General features: G+C 26.9%; 17 protein-coding genes and 1 pseudogene. 13 read left to right on the top strand and 5 right to left on the bottom strand.

Going from position 1 to position 16,303, the window contains the following annotated elements; all coding sequences use genetic code 11:
* The first annotated feature begins 79 nt into the window (after positions 1-79).
* The 3 genes from Q0678_RS01655 (at position 80) to rny (ending at position 2,472) form a co-directional block, all read left to right on the top strand.
* On the top strand, positions 80-370 hold the full coding sequence (locus Q0678_RS01655) for a hypothetical protein (protein WP_299052972.1): 291 nt from the start codon (positions 80-82) through the stop codon (positions 368-370).
* Positions 371-380: 10 nt separating this feature from the next.
* Positions 381-674, top strand: a complete 294-nt coding sequence (locus Q0678_RS01650) for a cell division protein ZapA (protein WP_299053759.1) — start codon at positions 381-383, stop codon at positions 672-674.
* Positions 675-903: 229 nt separating this feature from the next.
* Positions 904-2,472 (top strand): ribonuclease Y, encoded by a 1,569-nt coding sequence (gene rny, locus Q0678_RS01645; RefSeq protein ID WP_299052970.1) that lies wholly within the window; start codon positions 904-906, stop codon positions 2,470-2,472.
* Between the two features lie 61 nt (positions 2,473-2,533).
* Here rny and xerD read toward each other — a convergent pair whose 3' ends face one another.
* Positions 2,534-3,430, bottom strand: a complete 897-nt coding sequence (xerD, locus tag Q0678_RS01640; protein WP_299052968.1) for a site-specific tyrosine recombinase XerD — start codon at positions 3,428-3,430, stop codon at positions 2,534-2,536.
* A 42-nt stretch (positions 3,431-3,472) separates the two neighbouring features.
* Here xerD and aroQ point away from each other — a divergent pair, with 42 nt between their 5' ends.
* Entirely contained in the window at positions 3,473-3,886 is a 414-nt protein-coding gene (gene aroQ, locus Q0678_RS01635) for a type II 3-dehydroquinate dehydratase (RefSeq protein ID WP_299052966.1), read from the top strand.
* On the opposite strand, the gene Q0678_RS01630 is transcribed toward aroQ, so the two are convergent.
* Entirely contained in the window at positions 3,881-4,348 is a 468-nt protein-coding gene (locus Q0678_RS01630) for a GNAT family N-acetyltransferase (protein WP_299052964.1), read from the bottom strand. The two genes, aroQ and Q0678_RS01630, sit on opposite strands and share 6 nt — an antisense overlap.
* Before the next feature lie 241 nt (positions 4,349-4,589).
* On the opposite strand from Q0678_RS01630, the pseudogene Q0678_RS01625 reads away from it, so the two are divergent.
* From Q0678_RS01625 to Q0678_RS01585, 9 genes and pseudogenes are all read left to right on the top strand, one after another.
* Positions 4,590-5,075 (top strand): annotated as a pseudogene (locus tag Q0678_RS01625) (ABC transporter permease); the annotation flags it as partial.
* A 13-nt stretch (positions 5,076-5,088) separates the two neighbouring features.
* The gene (locus Q0678_RS01620) at positions 5,089-5,511 is read left to right on the top strand and encodes a glycosyltransferase (RefSeq protein ID WP_299052962.1); all 423 of its coding nucleotides are present in this window, start codon (positions 5,089-5,091) and stop codon (positions 5,509-5,511) included.
* On the top strand, positions 5,508-6,062 hold the full coding sequence (locus Q0678_RS01615; protein WP_299052960.1) for a GNAT family protein: 555 nt from the start codon (positions 5,508-5,510) through the stop codon (positions 6,060-6,062). The genes Q0678_RS01620 and Q0678_RS01615 overlap by 4 nt, the downstream gene beginning before the upstream one ends.
* Position 6,063: 1 nt before the next feature.
* Positions 6,064-7,131, top strand: a complete 1,068-nt coding sequence (locus Q0678_RS01610; protein ID WP_299052958.1) for a glycosyltransferase — start codon at positions 6,064-6,066, stop codon at positions 7,129-7,131.
* Positions 7,128-8,453 carry an O-antigen ligase family protein gene (locus tag Q0678_RS01605; RefSeq protein ID WP_299052956.1) on the top strand — a complete coding sequence of 442 codons (1,326 nt, stop codon included), beginning with the start codon at positions 7,128-7,130 and terminating at the stop codon, positions 8,451-8,453. Before Q0678_RS01610 ends, Q0678_RS01605 begins: the two co-directional genes overlap by 4 nt.
* A complete protein-coding gene (locus Q0678_RS01600; RefSeq protein ID WP_299052954.1) occupies positions 8,454-9,473 on the top strand; it encodes a glycosyltransferase family 4 protein in 1,020 nt (339 codons plus the stop codon). It abuts the gene before it with no gap.
* Complete coding sequence (locus tag Q0678_RS01595) at positions 9,466-10,788, top strand: hypothetical protein (RefSeq protein WP_299052952.1); 1,323 nt, start codon at positions 9,466-9,468, stop codon at positions 10,786-10,788. The genes Q0678_RS01600 and Q0678_RS01595 overlap by 8 nt, the downstream gene beginning before the upstream one ends.
* A complete protein-coding gene (locus Q0678_RS01590; RefSeq protein ID WP_299052950.1) occupies positions 10,789-11,535 on the top strand; it encodes a glycosyltransferase family 2 protein in 747 nt (248 codons plus the stop codon).
* Between the two features lie 75 nt (positions 11,536-11,610).
* Complete coding sequence (locus tag Q0678_RS01585) at positions 11,611-12,993, top strand: exopolysaccharide biosynthesis polyprenyl glycosylphosphotransferase (RefSeq protein ID WP_299052948.1); 1,383 nt, start codon at positions 11,611-11,613, stop codon at positions 12,991-12,993.
* Here the strand turns inward: Q0678_RS01585 and Q0678_RS01580 are convergent.
* The 3 genes from Q0678_RS01580 to Q0678_RS01570 all read right to left on the bottom strand — a co-directional run bounded on the left by Q0678_RS01580 (position 12,973) and on the right by Q0678_RS01570 (position 16,282).
* Positions 12,973-14,154, bottom strand: a complete 1,182-nt coding sequence (locus tag Q0678_RS01580; RefSeq protein WP_299052946.1) for a DUF4105 domain-containing protein — start codon at positions 14,152-14,154, stop codon at positions 12,973-12,975. The two genes, Q0678_RS01585 and Q0678_RS01580, sit on opposite strands and share 21 nt — an antisense overlap.
* 3 nt (positions 14,155-14,157) lie before the next feature.
* Positions 14,158-15,201 carry a PorV/PorQ family protein gene (locus Q0678_RS01575; RefSeq protein WP_299052944.1) on the bottom strand — a complete coding sequence of 348 codons (1,044 nt, stop codon included), beginning with the start codon at positions 15,199-15,201 and terminating at the stop codon, positions 14,158-14,160.
* 106 nt (positions 15,202-15,307) lie between these two features.
* The gene (locus Q0678_RS01570) at positions 15,308-16,282 is read right to left on the bottom strand and encodes an alpha/beta fold hydrolase (RefSeq protein ID WP_299052942.1); all 975 of its coding nucleotides are present in this window, start codon (positions 16,280-16,282) and stop codon (positions 15,308-15,310) included.
* Between the last annotated feature and the right edge of the window lie 21 nt (positions 16,283-16,303).

The following is a 16,303-nucleotide window of genomic DNA, read 5'->3' as shown; positions in this document are numbered from 1 at the left end:
TATTAAAAAAGTAACAAAATGTTGTAAAATTTAAAACAGAATGTTAACTTTGTAGGAATAGTTTATTCTTAAAAGTTAGATGAGTAATAAAGTAGAAGCAATTCATTTACTGGAAGATAAGTTAAAAAACTTACTTTCTAATTATGAGTTTTTAAAAAATGAAAATGAATTATTGCTTCAAAATAACACTAAATTACATTATCAACTAAAAGAACAATTGCAATTTTTAGAAGCTCAGAAAAAACAATATGATTTGCTTAAAATTGCAAAAACTATAAATGGCAGTAGTGAAAATACAAGAGATACAAAACTCAAAATAAATGCTTTAATTCGAGAAATCGATAAATGTATTATTCAAATACAAGAATAAAGTTCATTAAATTGTGGAAAAACTAAAAATTAACGTTGTTATAGCAGGTAGAAATTATCCTTTAAGTGTACAAAACACAAAAGAAGAAGAGGGGATGAGAAAAGCTGCCAATGCAATAAACAACTTAATTTCTATGTATGAAAAAAATTATGCAGTAAGCGACAAACAAGATGTTTTAGCCATGTGTGCTTTACAGTTTGCTTCAAAAATTGAAATATCATCCATAGAAAAAGATTCTACAAGTAGAGAAGTAGTAGATAAAATTAAAGAATTGACCCTTTTGGTTGATTCTCATTTAAAATAAGTTCATTAAAATACACATTAACAACACACTGCCTACGTTAGTAAATTGTTTATTAAACTCAACACGATTCAATTATGAAGGATGAGTCTTAACTACAAAAGCACGCCATTATTATTGAATTTATTCAATTTTTAAATGGATTCTTAAATAGTTAGTTAGTCCTATAAATACCATAACTAGAGTTTAAAAAACCAAACTGATGTAGGCTTTTTTTATACAAAAATAAATTATGGATGGAATGATACTTCCCCTTATTGTGGGAATTTTTATAGGAGTTACAGTGGGTTTCTTTATCTTAAAGGCGATAGAGAAATCAAAAGGTAAAAAATTATTAAATGCAACAAGAAAAGAAGCTTCTTCAATATTAAAGCAAGCCAAAATTGATGCAGAATCTCTTAAAAAAGATAAGATTTTACAAGCAAAAGAAAAATTTATTGAACTTAAGTCTGAGCACGAAAAAGTGATTCTTACAAGAGAAAAAAAGATTTCTGATGTAGAAAAAAGAATACGTGATAGAGAATCTCAAGTAGCTTCTGAAGTAGACAAAAATAAACGTCTTAACAAATCTTTAGAGCACAAAGAAAATGACTACAATAATAAATTAGATTTTTTAGAAAATAAAGAATCAGAATTAGATGTTATGCACAAGCGTCATGTAGATATGTTAGAGCAAATTTCTGGCTTATCTGCAGATGAAGCAAAAGTAGAACTGGTTACTTCTTTAAAAGACGAAGCTAAAACAGAGGCAATGGCTTTTGTACAAACAGCTATCGAAGAGGCAAAATTAACCGCAGAACAAGAAGCTAGAAAAGTAGTTTTAGGAACCATACAAAGAGTTGGTGTAGAACAAGCTGTAGAAAATTGTGTTTCAGTTTTTAATTTAGAGTCTGATGATGTTAAAGGTAGAATTATTGGTAGAGAAGGACGTAATATTAGAGCTTTAGAAGCAGCAACTGGTGTGGAAATTATTGTAGATGATACTCCGGAAGCAATTATTCTTTCTTGTTTTGATCCTGTTCGAAGAGAAATTGCACGCTTGTCTATGCATAAACTTGTTACAGATGGTAGAATACACCCAGCGAGAATAGAAGAAGTAGTAAAAAAGACAGAAAATCAAATTACACAAGAAATTATTGAAGTTGGTAAAAGAACGGTAATTGATTTAGGAATTCATGGTTTACATCCAGAGTTAATTAAAACTGTAGGTAGAATGAAGTATCGCTCTTCTTACGGACAAAATTTATTACAACACTCGCGAGAAGTAGCAAATTTATGTGGAATTATGGCCTCTGAAATGGGCTTAAATTCTAAAGTTGCTAAACGTGCCGGATTGTTACATGACATTGGTAAAGTGCCTGATACAGAGAGTGAATTACCACATGCTTTGTTAGGAATGCAATGGGCCGAAAAATATGGTGAAAAACCAGATGTGTGTAATGCCATCGGAGCCCATCATGATGAAATTGAAATGAAATCATTAATAGCTCCAATCGTTCAGGTTTGTGATGCTATTTCTGGTGCTAGACCTGGTGCTAGAAGACAAGTGTTAGATTCTTACATTCAACGATTAAAAGATTTAGAAAACATTGCTTTTGGATTTCCAGGGGTGCAAAAAGCCTATGCTATTCAGGCAGGAAGAGAATTAAGGGTAATGGTAGAAAGTACTAAAGTAAATGATACAAAAGCCGCAGAATTATCTTTTAGTATTTCCCAAAAAATACAAACAGACATGACGTATCCTGGTCAAGTTAAAGTTACAGTAATTAGAGAAACAAGAGCTGTAAATGTAGCGAAGTAAAAGTATCTTCTAAATAATTTAAAAACTCCTAATCTGTAACAGTTAGGAGTTTTTTTATGGGTTATTTTCTAGGATGAAATTTTTCTACAACTTCTTTTAAATAGCTTTTATCTAAATGAACGTAAACCTCGGTTGTAGTAATGCTTTCATGTCCTAACATTTGTTGAATAGCTCTTAAATCTGCACCATTTTTAAGTAAATGCGTAGCAAAAGAATGTCGAAGTGTGTGCGGGCTAATCTTTTTTTGAAGATCTATTAAATTTCCTAAATCTTTAAGGATAATAAAAATCATTTGTCTTGTTAGTGATTTTCCTCGTCTATTTAAAAATAAAATATCGTCATGTCCTTTTGCTGGTTTTATCATACACCTAGTTTGATTGATGTATAGCGATATCATTTTCTGCGCTTTATAATGGATAGGAATAAAGCGTTGTTTATTACCCTTACCAATTACTCTAATCAATCCTTCATCAAAAAATAAATCTGAAATTTTTAAAGTAATTAATTCACTAACTCTTAAACCACAACTGTACATTGTTTCTAAAATACACCTATTTCTTTCTCCGTTTGCTTTACTTAAATCTATCGCAGTAATAAGGCTATTAATTTCATCTTCTGTTAATGTATCTGGTAATTTCAAGCCTATTTTAGGTGCTTCTATTATTTCTGTCGGATTTGTTTCTCTATAGTTTTCAAAAACTAAATAATCAAAGAAACTTCGCAAACCAGAGATAATTCTTGCCTGGCTTCTGGCATTTATTTCTTTAGAAATATGATAAATAAACTGTTGAACTATAGACTCGTCAATAGAAATTGGTGAAATATTTATAGAGTTATTTGTGATGAATAGTATCAATTTTTCTATATCTCTAGAATAACTATCAATGGTGTTCTGAGACAAGCCTCTTTCTATTTTTAAAAATAGTTGAAAATCGATAATTGCATTTTGCCATTTCATGTGCTAAAAATAAAGTTTATATTTACAATCTTAAAGTTATTTATGAAACTAATTATAATAAACGGTCCAAATTTAAATCTTCTAGGCAAAAGAGAACCAGAAATATATGGATCTAAAACCTTTGAAGATTATTTTAAAGAATTGCAATCGCAATTTAAAAATGTAGAATTGTTTTATTTTCAGTCTAATATAGAAGGAGAAATTATAGATAAATTACATGAAATTGGTTTTACTTATGATGGTGTAATTTTAAATGCTGCTGCTTATACGCATACTTCTGTAGGTATTGGTGATGCTGTAAAAGCAATTACAACACCAGTAGTAGAGTTGCATATTTCTAACGTTCATGCTAGAGAAGAGTTTAGGCATCAAAGTTTTATTGCTCCTGCAGCAAAAGGTGTGCTATTTGGTTTTGGATTAAAAGGATATAATTTAGCAATACAAAGTTTTTTATAGGTTAAGAATCATTTTAATGTCTGAACGCTTATAATGAGCTTCTTGCTCTAATGGTACTTCTTTAAAACCTATTTTTTTGTATAAGTTTATTGCAGGCACTAACTTTGTGTTAGAATACAATGTAATACTTTCCCATTCTTTATTTTTAGCAAATTGAACACAAAAGTTAATTAGAAATAAACCTATTTTTAAACCACGGTATTTGGGTGAAATTGCCATTTTACTTAATTCGAAGTATGATTTTTGGTTTATATAAGCAGCAACTCCAATAATTTCATCGTTGTATGTTGCATAAAAAATATATCCGCCTTCATCAATAATATATTTCTGAGGATTGCTTAATACTTTTTCATCATAAGGTTCTACATAAAAGTATTTTTTAAGCCATTCGACATTTAAGTTGTAAAAATCTTTCGCAAGATTTGGTTGGTATGGTATAATTTTTAAATTTTTTAAATTCATTTGCTTTTATAAATTTAGTTGTAGTTGATATAATGTCAATATATTATCTATTAAAAATCAATAAAGTTATCTTTTATTATGGATGAAGTTAATAGATAATTAGAATAATTCAATCTTTTTAATAGTTATAGATATAATTAATTTCAATTCTTTTTCTATCGTAAAAATAAGACGATTGAACGAAAAACAACAGAGCTTTAGTTCAAAATAAATTATATTTGTTGAAGAAGTGAATTACACAATGAAAAAAGAAAAGTGGCTTTATGAAATATCGCCAAAAAACAATTTATTAGATTTAAACTTAAAAGAAGTTTGGCAGTATAGAGATCTTTTAATGCTATTTGTAAAAAGAGATGTGGTTACGTTGTATAAGCAAACCATATTAGGCCCTCTTTGGTATATTATTCAACCTTTATTTACCTCTATCATTTTTACATTAGTTTTCAATAATATAGCGGGCATTACAACGGGTCATATACCTTCTTTTTTATTCAATTTAGCAGGAATAACTGCATGGAATTATTTTAAAGATTGTTTAACTGAAACTTCGGATACCTTTAAAAAAAATGAGGCTATTTTTGGAAAAGTATATTTTCCAAGAGTAATTATGCCAATGTCTATTATTGTTTCAAACTTGATAAAATTTGGAATTCAATTACTAATTTTCAGTAGTTTCTTTGCTTATTTTGCATATAAAGGAATGCTTGTAAATATATCTTCGAACATAGCATATTTGCCAATTGATCGGTGATGGTCACTTAAAAGAAGAAATACATAATAAAGCAAAAGAATTAAATTTACTAAGCAATATTACTTTTTATGGTGGTTTACCTTTTAAAGAAGCACAAAGTGTTTTAGCAAAATGTCATGTTCTAATAATGCCAGGTGTTATGGAAGGTTGGCCCAAACCTATTGCAGAATCTTGGGCTCATAACTGTCTGCCATTAGCTGCAAATAAAGGCAATGTTCCTGATATAATTGATACTAAAAATAAAGGTTTGTGTTTTGAACCAACAGCTGAAGAATTATCAAAAACAATTAAAAAAGCATTTAAATACTTATTAGAAAACAAAGAAAAAATAAATCTCACAAAATTTGCTATTCAATATTCACTAGAGAATTTTCAAATTAAGTTGAGTAATATTATAAAATCATTACAATGATAGAAGGTAAAAATATTTATTTAAAAGCATTAGAGCAAAATGATATAGATTTCATGTTAACTTTAGTTAATAATCAAGAATTAGCTTATTGGGAAGGTAAAAATGAGTTTTTAAAAACTAATGAATCTCAAAAGGAATGGTTTTTAAAAAATTTAAGTACTGGTTATCGATTTATTATTTATGAAAAAGAAACAAATTTAAAACTAGGGTATTTTTCATTTAAATACACAAATTCAATCTCGAAAAGTGGACTAATAGCAATAAAAATTATAAAGAATTCTAGGGGTAAAAAGATCGGTACAGACTCTTTAAAAACAGGTATGTCTTTTTTATTTAATAAAATAAACATAAACCGATTGCATACTCACATCATTGATTACAATTTAGCTTCTTTAAACTTATTTAGGAAGTGTTATTGGGTAATAGAGGGTAAAGAGCGTAAAAGTATTTTTATGAATAATGATTATCATGACAACATTTTATTATCAATTTTAAAAGAAGAATATTATCAAAATGAAGAAATATTTTATTTAGATCTATTTAAATTTTAAAATGAGAGTATTACAAGTTATAGATTCTTTAAGTATAGGTGGGGCTGAAGTATTAGCAGTTAACATTGCAAATGGTCTATCAGAAAAAAAGATTGACTCTCATATTTGTGTAACTAGAGTTGAAGGGGAATTAAAAGAAAATATTAATTCGAGTGTCGGTTATATATACCTGAATAGGAAAAAAAGTATCGAAATTAAAGCTATTAAAAAATTAAAGAGATACGTAAAGGAGCATAAAATTGAAATTATTCACACCCATAATACCTCAATTTTCTTTATTTTTTGTTTTAGTTTTTTTATTAAAAATGTTAATTTTATTTGGCATAATCACACTGGAGATTATGTTAATTTAAAAGGTTTGAAATTTATTTTTATAAAATGGTTTAGTTTTATTTATAGTAAAATTATTTGTGTAAATGAAGATTTAAATACGTGGTCACTAAACAAGTTAAATCATAAAAATTCAATTAAACTAAATAATTTTCCTGAATTTGTTGATACTAGTAAGAAAACAATATTACGGGGTAAAATTGGAAATAAGATTGTTTGTCTTGCAGCATTAAGACCTGAAAAAGACCATATTAATCTATTAAAAGCATTTTATATAAACTATGCTAAATATCCTAATTGGACGTTACATTTAGTTGGTAAAGATTATAATGATAATTATTCAAAAAAAATAAAACAATTTATAACATCAAATAAGTTAGACTATAATGTTTTTATTTATGATTTACAAAGAGACATAAAAAACATACTTTTACAATCTAATATAGGTGTTTTACAATCAAAAAATGAAGGTTTACCTATTTCTATTTTAGAATATGGTTTGGCTAAATTACCAGTCGTAGTTACTGACGTTGGCGAATGTAAAAAAATCGTTAAACATCAAAAATCTGGATTAATAGTAGATAGAGAAAATAGTTTACAGTTAGCATTGGCATTAGAAGAGTTAATATTATCAAAAGAAAAAAGAATTTATTTTGGAAAGAATCATCAAAAGAATATAACTGAAAAATATTCTAAAGATATATTCTTTAAAAAATTATTAAAAATCTATACCTCTTGAACAATAAAATAAGTAATAAAAAAATATACTGGATAATAGCCCACATTTTAATCGGTATTCTGGCTACATTTTCTTATTTCCCATTAGTATATAGTTCTTTTTCAATATTAGTATTCATATTTTATATAGTAAAAAGAAAAAACATAAATGAAGAAGCTGGGGTTTTTGCCGCATATATTGTAGGTTCAGAAGTGTTTTTAAGAATGACTAAAGGTTATTTTTTTTATGAGACTGGAAAATACTACGTAATTATTCTTTTAATGATTGGTGTTTTTGTTGGGCATTTTAAACAAAAATTTTCAATTCATTATATCTTATACATATTGCTATTATTATTAGGTATAGTTTTCACTCAAGTGCCAGAAGGTCAATCAATAAGAAACTCTATAGTTTTTAATTTAAGTGGTCCGGTTCTTTTGGGTATTTCAGCAATATATTTTTATCATAGACCCGTAAGTAAAAAAGAATTATACAACATATTATTTTTTATGTTGTTACCTCTAATATCTACTATTACATTTCTATATTTTAGAACTCCAGAATTATCTGAAATAATATTTGGTACTTCTGCAAATTTTGAAACATCAGGAGGGTTTGGACCAAATCAAGTAGCTACTGCTATTGGTTTAGGTGTTGTAATTATAACTATTTTTATTGTTTCAAAAGAAAAACTTTCTGGTTTTTTGTTATTAGATTTTTGTATTTTAACTTATTTCATTTACAGAGGTTTACTAACTTTCTCTAGAGGAGGTATATTTACTGCAGTTATTAGTTTACTGTTTTTTCTTTTTTTCTTTTTTTTATATAAGAAGATTTCAGGTAAATTATTATTAAAATATATATCTATAATACTCTTTTTTATATTTGCAATTTGGATTTACACTTCTGAAGTTACCGGAGGCATGTTAGATAATAGATATGCAGGTCAAAATGCTTTAGGCGTTCAGAAGAAAGATATTTCTACAGGAAGAATAGCTATTTTTGAAGTTCAAGTAATTAATTTTTTTAATAACCCTTTAGGTATAGGTGTTGGAAATGGTAAATTTGAACGAGAAAAGATAGCAGAAAACATAAGTACAACTTCTCATAACGAAGTAGGTAGGTTAATCGAAGAGCATGGTTTTATTGGTTTATCTCTTTTAATTATGTTGTTAACGATCCCCATATTAATAATGAGTAAAAGTAACAATTTTCAAAAAGCATTTATTGGGTGTTTTTATCTCATATGGTTTCTAACAATAAACCATTCTGCAATGCGAATTGCTATGCCAGGCTTTATTTACGCTTTAAGTTTAATCAAAATCACCAATATCGAAGATTAAATGAAAAAAATAAAAGTTCTATATATTGGTAATAATTTAACAAAGAAGACAAAGTATAATTCTACATATACAGTTTTATCTGATCTTTTAGAGAAAGAAGGATATATTGTTTACAAATCCTCTTCTAAACAAAATAAAGTATTAAGAATCTTAGATATGGTATTCTCTTTTTTTAAAAATAAGAGAAAGGTGAATTATATTTTAATTGATACCTATAGCACATATAATTTTTATTATGCATTTATAATTTCACAACTGGCAAGAATATATTCAGTTAAATACATTACAATTTTACATGGAGGTAACTTACCGTATAGAATTTCTAATTCTAAATGGCTTTCTAAATTAATTTTTAAAAACTCTTATAAAAATATTGCTCCATCAAATTATTTAAAAATTGAATTTGAAAAACATGGTTTTATAACAGATTTAATACCCAATATTTTAGAAGTTGAAAAATATCAATTTAAGAAAAGAGACGTATTAGCTCCAAAATTACTTTGGGTCAGAGCCTTTAAACATATTTACAATCCAACGTTAGCCATAAAAGTATTTAAAGAGGTTAAAAGTAAATACAAAAGCGCAAAATTATGCATGATAGGCCCTTTTGTAGATAGTTCATATAATCAATGTTTATCGTTAGTGAAAAAGTATAATTTAGAAGATTCAATCGAATTTACAGGTGTACTTTTAAAAGAAGAATGGCATAAGAAATCTGAAGATTTTGATATTTTTTTGAATACGACAGACTTTGATAACACGCCAGTTAGCGTAATGGAAGCAATGGCTTTGGGCTTACCTGTAATTAGTACTAATGTTGGTGGAATTCCTTACTTATTAGAAAATAAAAAAGATGCGCTGTTGGTAGAAAAAAATAATTCAAAAATGTTTTATAACGCTGTTATACTTTTATTGAAAAATGAAAACAAGCAAATAATTTATAATGCTAGGAAAAAGGTAGAAAGCTTTAAATGGAAAAATTTAAAGACTAAATGGCATAAAATATTAAAGGATGCTTAGGAATTTAATTTTAATGAGGTTTATTCTTCCATTTGGAGATATTGTTTTTAAAGGCAACTTTATAAAAAGTTTACGTTTTTGGAGAAAATTTAAAGATTTTTCACAAAAAGATCTAGAGGATTATCAAAAAAAAGCTTTAAAGAAGAAATTACAGTTTGCCAATGAAAATATAATAAAATATAAAGATATTCTTCTTTCAGATAACGATACAATAGAAGAGATGTTACTTAAATTTCCTATTTTAACTAAAACTGATTTAAAGGTTAACCCCAATATTTTGATTTCTAACTCAAAAGAAAAATCAACAAAAATATCGAGTAGTGGTTCTACAGGAGAGAGTACCACTGTTTTTATGAATATTAAAGACTTAACATCACTTCAAGCTCTTCAATTTCATTTATGGGAATTGTGTGGATATAAAATTGGTATGCCTGTTTTACAAACAGGAATTTCACCAAAAAGAAGTTTATTAAAAAAATTAAAAGATATATTCTTTGGCACAATGTATATATCGGCATTTTCATTAACAGAAAAACAGTTACAAACTATATGTAAAAAGCTGAATAAAAATAAATTATATACAATTATAGGGTATCCTTCTTCAGTAAATATAATAGCAAGTTATATTTTAGAAAATGATTTAGATCTTTCAATAGCAAGATTTATAGGTATTGGTGATGCAATGCTATCAAAATATAAATTGAATATTAAAAAAGCATTAAAATGTGAAATTTATGAAATGTATGGTACTTCTGAAGGTTTTCAAATTGGTTTTCAATATGACTTAAAATACATGTATCAATATTCTCCACAGGTTTATTTAGAATTGTTAGATGACAATGATAATGAGGTGAAAGATGGTGAAATTGGAAATGTAGTAGTAACGAGGTTAGATAATTACAATATGCCATTAATAAGGTATAAAATAGGAGATTTGGCTATAAAGTTACCCAAAGAACATTACCCCAAAAAGAGAAAATATAATTTTCCATTATTAGAAAAGGTTGTTGGTAGAAATACTGATATTGTAATTTTACCAGATAATAGAAAAATGGTAGTACACTCATTCACTGGCATATTTGAATATATAGTAGAAATCAAACAGTTCAAAATAATTCAAAAGGATAAAAGTGGGATATTAATAGAATACATACCTGCTGATAATTTTGAAAATAATATACTTGCTAACATTAAAAGGAAACTTCAAAAGCACATAGCAAATGAAGAATTTTATATAGAATTTATAGAAGTAACATCTATAAAAAGTGCTGTTTCAGGTAAAACACAGTTGATAAAATCTTATTTAACTTTATAAATGTCAAACAATTTAGTATCTATAATTACACCATGTTTTAATTCAGAAAATTTTATAGCTGAAACTATTGAGAGTGTTGTTAATCAAACATTTAAAAATTGGGAATTAATTATAGTAGATGATTTGTCAACTGATAATAGTTTACAAATAATTAATTCTTACGCAAAAAAAGATTTACGTATTAAAGTTCATCAATTAAAAAACAACTCAGGTACTGCAATAGCTAGAAATAAGGCTATTGAACTTTCTAAAGGTAATTTTATTGCTTTTTTAGACAGTGATGATCTATGGATACCATCTAAGCTAGAACATCAGTTAAAATTTATGCTAGATAATAAATTACCACTATCATATACTTCCTACAAAATTATGAATGCAAATAGTATAGAAATTGAAAAACCGATATATTGTGATTCAAAGATGACTTATAAAAAAATGTTGTACTCTAATAAGATAGGATGTCTGACAGCTATGTATAACAAAGATATTATAGGTAAAATATATATGCCAAATATAAGAAAAAGACAAGATTATGGTTTATGGTTATTTATTTTAAAAAAGTATAGTCATGCATCTGGAATGAGAGGTATTTATGCTTCTTATCGCAAAACTAATAACTCAATTTCTAATAATAAAATAGAAATGATTAAATGGAATTTTAAATTATTTTATGAAGTTGAAAAATTTTCATTCTTTAGAGCTAGTTACTATACTTTATGTAATGTAATTAATAAATTATTTTTTTAGTAACCATTTTAGAATATTCAATATTATAATAATTATCTTTATGGCTGTTTATAAAAATACACACAATAATGTACTTTGAATATTAATAAGAAAAAATATAATATTTACGAAAGAATATCACTTTTAAGGGTTGTTGATATCACATTAATTCTTTTAGGATTAAATATTTCATTTACTTATTTAGATTTTACATACTTTAATTTTAATAAACAATATATTTTTTATTGGGCTGTTTTATTAACTATTTATTACCTAATCATCGGAGAAGTATTTCAATTATACAACCCTAAAATACTAAATAATAGATATGATATTTTTAGAAGTATCATTTTAACTTCTTACTTTACAACAATTACTTATGTAATTACCCCATTTTTAACACCTGATCTTCCTTCTAATAGATTACAAATTATTTACTTTTTTCTAATTCTTAGCATTCCAGTATTTTTATGGCGTTTTCTCTACTTATGGATGTTTTTTTCACCTGAAAAGTTTAAAAATATAATTTTTGTAGGTAAGTCCGATAAAATTAGTGCAATTCTTAAAGCGATTAACAAAAACAATATTCACAATTTAAAAGCCTATTTATCAGATAAAGAAATTAATGACGTTAAGGGATTTAGTTCTATTGAAGAAGTAAAACTTTCTACTTTGGCTAACAATCATAATAATTACGAAATAGTAGTTTGTACAGGTGGTTTTCCCTTAAGCATTGTAAATAGCATAGATAAAGATTTATTATTCTTTTTTGAGAAGGGAATTGAAATTAAAAGTTTTGAAAATTTTTATGAAGAAATATACCAAAGAGTACCCAAAGAATATTTAAATGAAAATTTTTATAAGTTTATAAGCTTAAATCAAAATAATAGCAATCGGTTTTATCTTTTTATTTTAAGAACCTTAGATTTAGTGTCTTCTTTATTTGGCTTAAGTGTAATGCTATTAGTAACTCCAATTGTATTTATATGCAATCTATTTTTTAACAAAGGACCGTTATTTTATACTCAAAAAAGAATGGGAATGAGTGGTGAATTATTTACTATATATAAATTTAGAACTATGGTGCCAAATGCCGAAAATGGCACTGCTATTTGGGCAAGTAAAAATGATGTTCGAATTACCTATTTTGGTAAGTTTTTACGAGATACAAGAATTGATGAATTACCACAATTTTTTAATATTATTAAAGGCGATATGAGTATTATTGGCCCAAGACCAGAAAGACCAGAATTTGTAAAAGAACTGGCAAAAGAAATCCCTTTTTACACTATTAGAAACATAATAAGACCCGGATTAACAGGTTGGGCACAAGTTAATTATCCGTATGCAAATTCGGTAGAAGAACAAGAAATAAAATTACGCTATGATTTATATTATATTAAGGAAAGAACAACTTTCTTAGATTTTAAAATTCTAATTAAAACATTTACAACAGTTTTACTTAAAAAAGGTCAATAGATTTCCTTTTAAGTAAGTATATCTAATTAATAATGATATTAATAAAGGTATAATTACAAACGGAAACACTTGTATTTCTTGTATCCAAATTAACATAAGAACGAACAGAAAAACTATTAAAAAAAGTACATACATTTTAATCCATCTAGAAACTTCTTTTTTTAACATCAAAAAAGCAACAATAAGGTTTATTGGAAAAGCCCAAAAAACATTAAAATTATTAGGTGCAGTAGAATGGCTAGAAAATAGCCATAAATACAATAAAATACTTCCTATTAAACCAGGTATAAAGAACAAAATGAAATCGAACCATGTAGATCTTTTCTTCTTTTTTAAATTTTGATAAGTAATGTAAATTGTAAAAAGGAGGAAAAGAGTAAAACAAAATAGTGGATTAAATAAAATTATTTCCGCTTTCTTTTCTTCAAAATTCAATAAGATTGTTTCTTTTTTAACCAATTCTTCTGGTTGGTTTTTTCGAAATAATTTAGCTTCCTTAAACGATTTATAAACATAATCTGGTAAAAACAACTGCTCGTCTAAGGTTGTTTTTCTATCTAATTTTGTACCTGCAATTAAATTTAATCCAAAAGAACTCCAAGAATTAGATAATAACTCGTTGTTTGTTAACTTTCTAAAACTAGTATTTGTTGCTTTATTATTATCAAAAAAGACAACTTTTTCTTTTAAAATAGAGGTTGTAATATCTCTTAGTTTGGTGGCACAGTTATTAAAATACGGGTCGTACTGATAATTTTTATTTTTTGGGAGTGCGTTGTTTTCTAAAAATAAGAAATATGCTTGTTTTTCTTGTTGATTTAAGTTTAACGTTTGTTGTTTAACCCAACGTTTTTCGTTTTTATAGCTTGCTAAAAAATATTTAAAATCATAGCGAGCAAGACTATAAATCATATTTCCATTAGCAAAATTTATTAAAAAGTTTGGGGCATCAAAGTCAAAAACACCATAATTGTAAACTAAATCTAGATTCAATACAGGGTCTTTAACTCTAATTGCAGAATGACCAAAGGCGACGTGTAAATCTTCTCCGGGACCTACAGTTAAGATACTAATTTCTGAATAAACAGAAAGCTTAGCTTGTGCTGTTATAGAGTTAAAAGTAAAAAAACAAAGGATTAATAGTAAAGATCTGATATTCATAAATTATTGCCTAAAGTAACTAAAATCTACTGTAACAGAGAAAATATTAGAATATAAAGCATTTCCAATACTTCCTATATTAGTTAAAGCATAATCAATTTTAATTCCGTTATAATTAAAACCTACACCAAAATTTGGCTGTAATGATAGTGATTTTGTGTCATTAAAATCGGTAATATATTGAAAGTTACCAACGCCTGTTCTTAGATAAACAAGAGACTCATAGTCAATTTGAAATCCGATTGCAGGATCTATACTAAACGCTTCTGATGAAAATAAATCATTAGTTTTTGTGAAACGAATATTAGCATTTACTTCAGATAAAAGATTAAATGAACGTCCAATATTCCATGATTTGGCAATACCTAATTGTACTTTAGGTTTGGTAAGTTCTGTTGTTTCTGGTAATTCTTGATTTTCGCCCGGAATAGCATCTTTAATCGTATTAAAAGCATTTTCATTAATAGACCAACTATTAAATGTAGTTGTTATATCTCTTGCCATTACACCAAACTTCCAAGAATTACGTTCAAACTGAATTCCAACATCAAAACCAAAACCCCAAGAAGACGCAAAATCGCCTATAATTCTTCTAATGATCTTTGTATTGACACCAAACTTAATATCTTTTAAAATTAAGTTTCTAGCATAAGCAATATTAAAAGCATAATCTACAGAAGAAAAAAGGCTAATTCTATCAAAATTGATATTTCCATCATTATCAATTAATGTTGTTGTATTTAATATATCATCAACCCCAAAACGAATAATAGAAACTCCAACAGCACTTTGTTTGTCTATTGGCATTGCAAAAGCAGCATGATTATAGCTAGCAATACCTGCAAAATAAGAAGTATGCATTAAAGAACCTTGATAGTCTTCGATACCTACCAAACCCGCAGGATTCCAGTAAGTTGAATTTACATCATTTGTGGTTGCTACCACACTTTTACTCATTCCTAAACCAGCAGCATCTACACCAATTGACAAAAACTCGTTCGAATACCCTCTAAATGCTTGTGCATTTAAAAGAGTAGGAAGTAACAATAAGAAAAAAAATTTTTTATGTTTCAAAATCAATTAATTATCAGAACAAATATCTAAAATCCTTCTTTAATTAACACTTGTTTTTTAAAATTATTGTGACAACAAATCATATTAAAATGTTTTCTATAATAAACCTTTCTATTCGCTTTTCTAACCAATTATTTTCTTCGGTAACAAACGAAGACATAAAACCGACATGCCCACCATATTTAGTTGCTTCAAAAAAGAAATAATTAGAATTTTTTGCTTCTTGATATGGAAAACATTCTTTTGATAAAAAAGTATCGTCTTTAGAATTAATTAATAGTGTTGGTCTTGCAATAGTATTTAAATAAGGCTTTGCACTTGCTTGTTGCCAATAATCTTCGGGGTTTTTAAAACCAAATACAGGAACAGTATATAAATATTCTAGATGTTTAAATTTAGTAGCTTTTGATAACTTTTCTTTGTCTAAATTATAAGTAGGGAATTTTGCAGCTTTTTCAATTAGTTTGTTTTTCATGGTTTTAAAAAACATTTCTATATAAAATTTGTTTTTAAATTTATCCATTTCTTTTTCAGCAGAAGTAATATCTATCGGAACAGAAATAGCAATAGCACCTTTTACTATAGGTGAAATTTTATTTCCTTGTTCTCCAATGTATTTTAAAGTCAAATTTCCGCCCAAGCTAAAACCAACTATAATAATATTCTTATAAGTATAATTTTCAATTAAATTTTTAACAATAAAATCTACATCATCAGTTTTACCACTGTGGTAAGTAGATAGTAATAAATTATCTTCGCCAGAACACCCTCTTAAATTAAAACAAACCGTATCAAAACCAATTTTATTTAAATGGTTGCTTGTAGAGGCCATGTACCTAGAGTTAGAACTGCCTTCTAAACCATGTATTAATAAAACAAGGGTTTTAGAGCCAACTATAGAGAAATCTAAATCTATAAAATCTCCATCCCAGGTAGTGATTCTTTTTCTACTATAAACGGCTTTATCTTTCATAAATAATGGCCTATATATTGTGTTAAAATAACCATTTTTAAAGGGCAAAGTAGGCGAGAAGCTTGTTTTTAATATGGGCATTGTATGTGTTTGATGTGCTCT

The organism is uncultured Polaribacter sp. (assembly GCF_947497125.1).
Lineage (GTDB): Bacteria > Bacteroidota > Bacteroidia > Flavobacteriales > Flavobacteriaceae > Polaribacter.
The sequence above is the reverse complement of the archived record's forward strand: the minus strand, read 5'-3'. Positions and strand labels throughout refer to the sequence as shown.

Coding starts and splice junctions, on each gene's coding strand:
- aroQ (WP_299052966.1), top strand. CDS start 3,473: ATGAAACTAATTATAATAAACGGTCCAAATTTAAATCTTCTAGGCAAA.
- Q0678_RS01630 (WP_299052964.1), bottom strand. CDS start 4,348: ATGAATTTAAAAAATTTAAAAATTATACCATACCAACCAAATCTTGCG.
- Q0678_RS01595 (WP_299052952.1), top strand. CDS start 9,466: ATGCTTAGGAATTTAATTTTAATGAGGTTTATTCTTCCATTTGGAGAT.
- Q0678_RS01655 (WP_299052972.1), top strand. CDS start 80: ATGAGTAATAAAGTAGAAGCAATTCATTTACTGGAAGATAAGTTAAAA.
- Q0678_RS01600 (WP_299052954.1), top strand. CDS start 8,454: ATGAAAAAAATAAAAGTTCTATATATTGGTAATAATTTAACAAAGAAG.
- Q0678_RS01615 (WP_299052960.1), top strand. CDS start 5,508: ATGATAGAAGGTAAAAATATTTATTTAAAAGCATTAGAGCAAAATGAT.
- Q0678_RS01570 (WP_299052942.1), bottom strand. CDS start 16,282: ATGCCCATATTAAAAACAAGCTTCTCGCCTACTTTGCCCTTTAAAAAT.
- xerD (WP_299052968.1), bottom strand. CDS start 3,430: ATGAAATGGCAAAATGCAATTATCGATTTTCAACTATTTTTAAAAATA.
- Q0678_RS01610 (WP_299052958.1), top strand. CDS start 6,064: ATGAGAGTATTACAAGTTATAGATTCTTTAAGTATAGGTGGGGCTGAA.
- Q0678_RS01590 (WP_299052950.1), top strand. CDS start 10,789: ATGTCAAACAATTTAGTATCTATAATTACACCATGTTTTAATTCAGAA.
- rny (WP_299052970.1), top strand. CDS start 904: ATGGATGGAATGATACTTCCCCTTATTGTGGGAATTTTTATAGGAGTT.
- Q0678_RS01580 (WP_299052946.1), bottom strand. CDS start 14,154: ATGAATATCAGATCTTTACTATTAATCCTTTGTTTTTTTACTTTTAAC.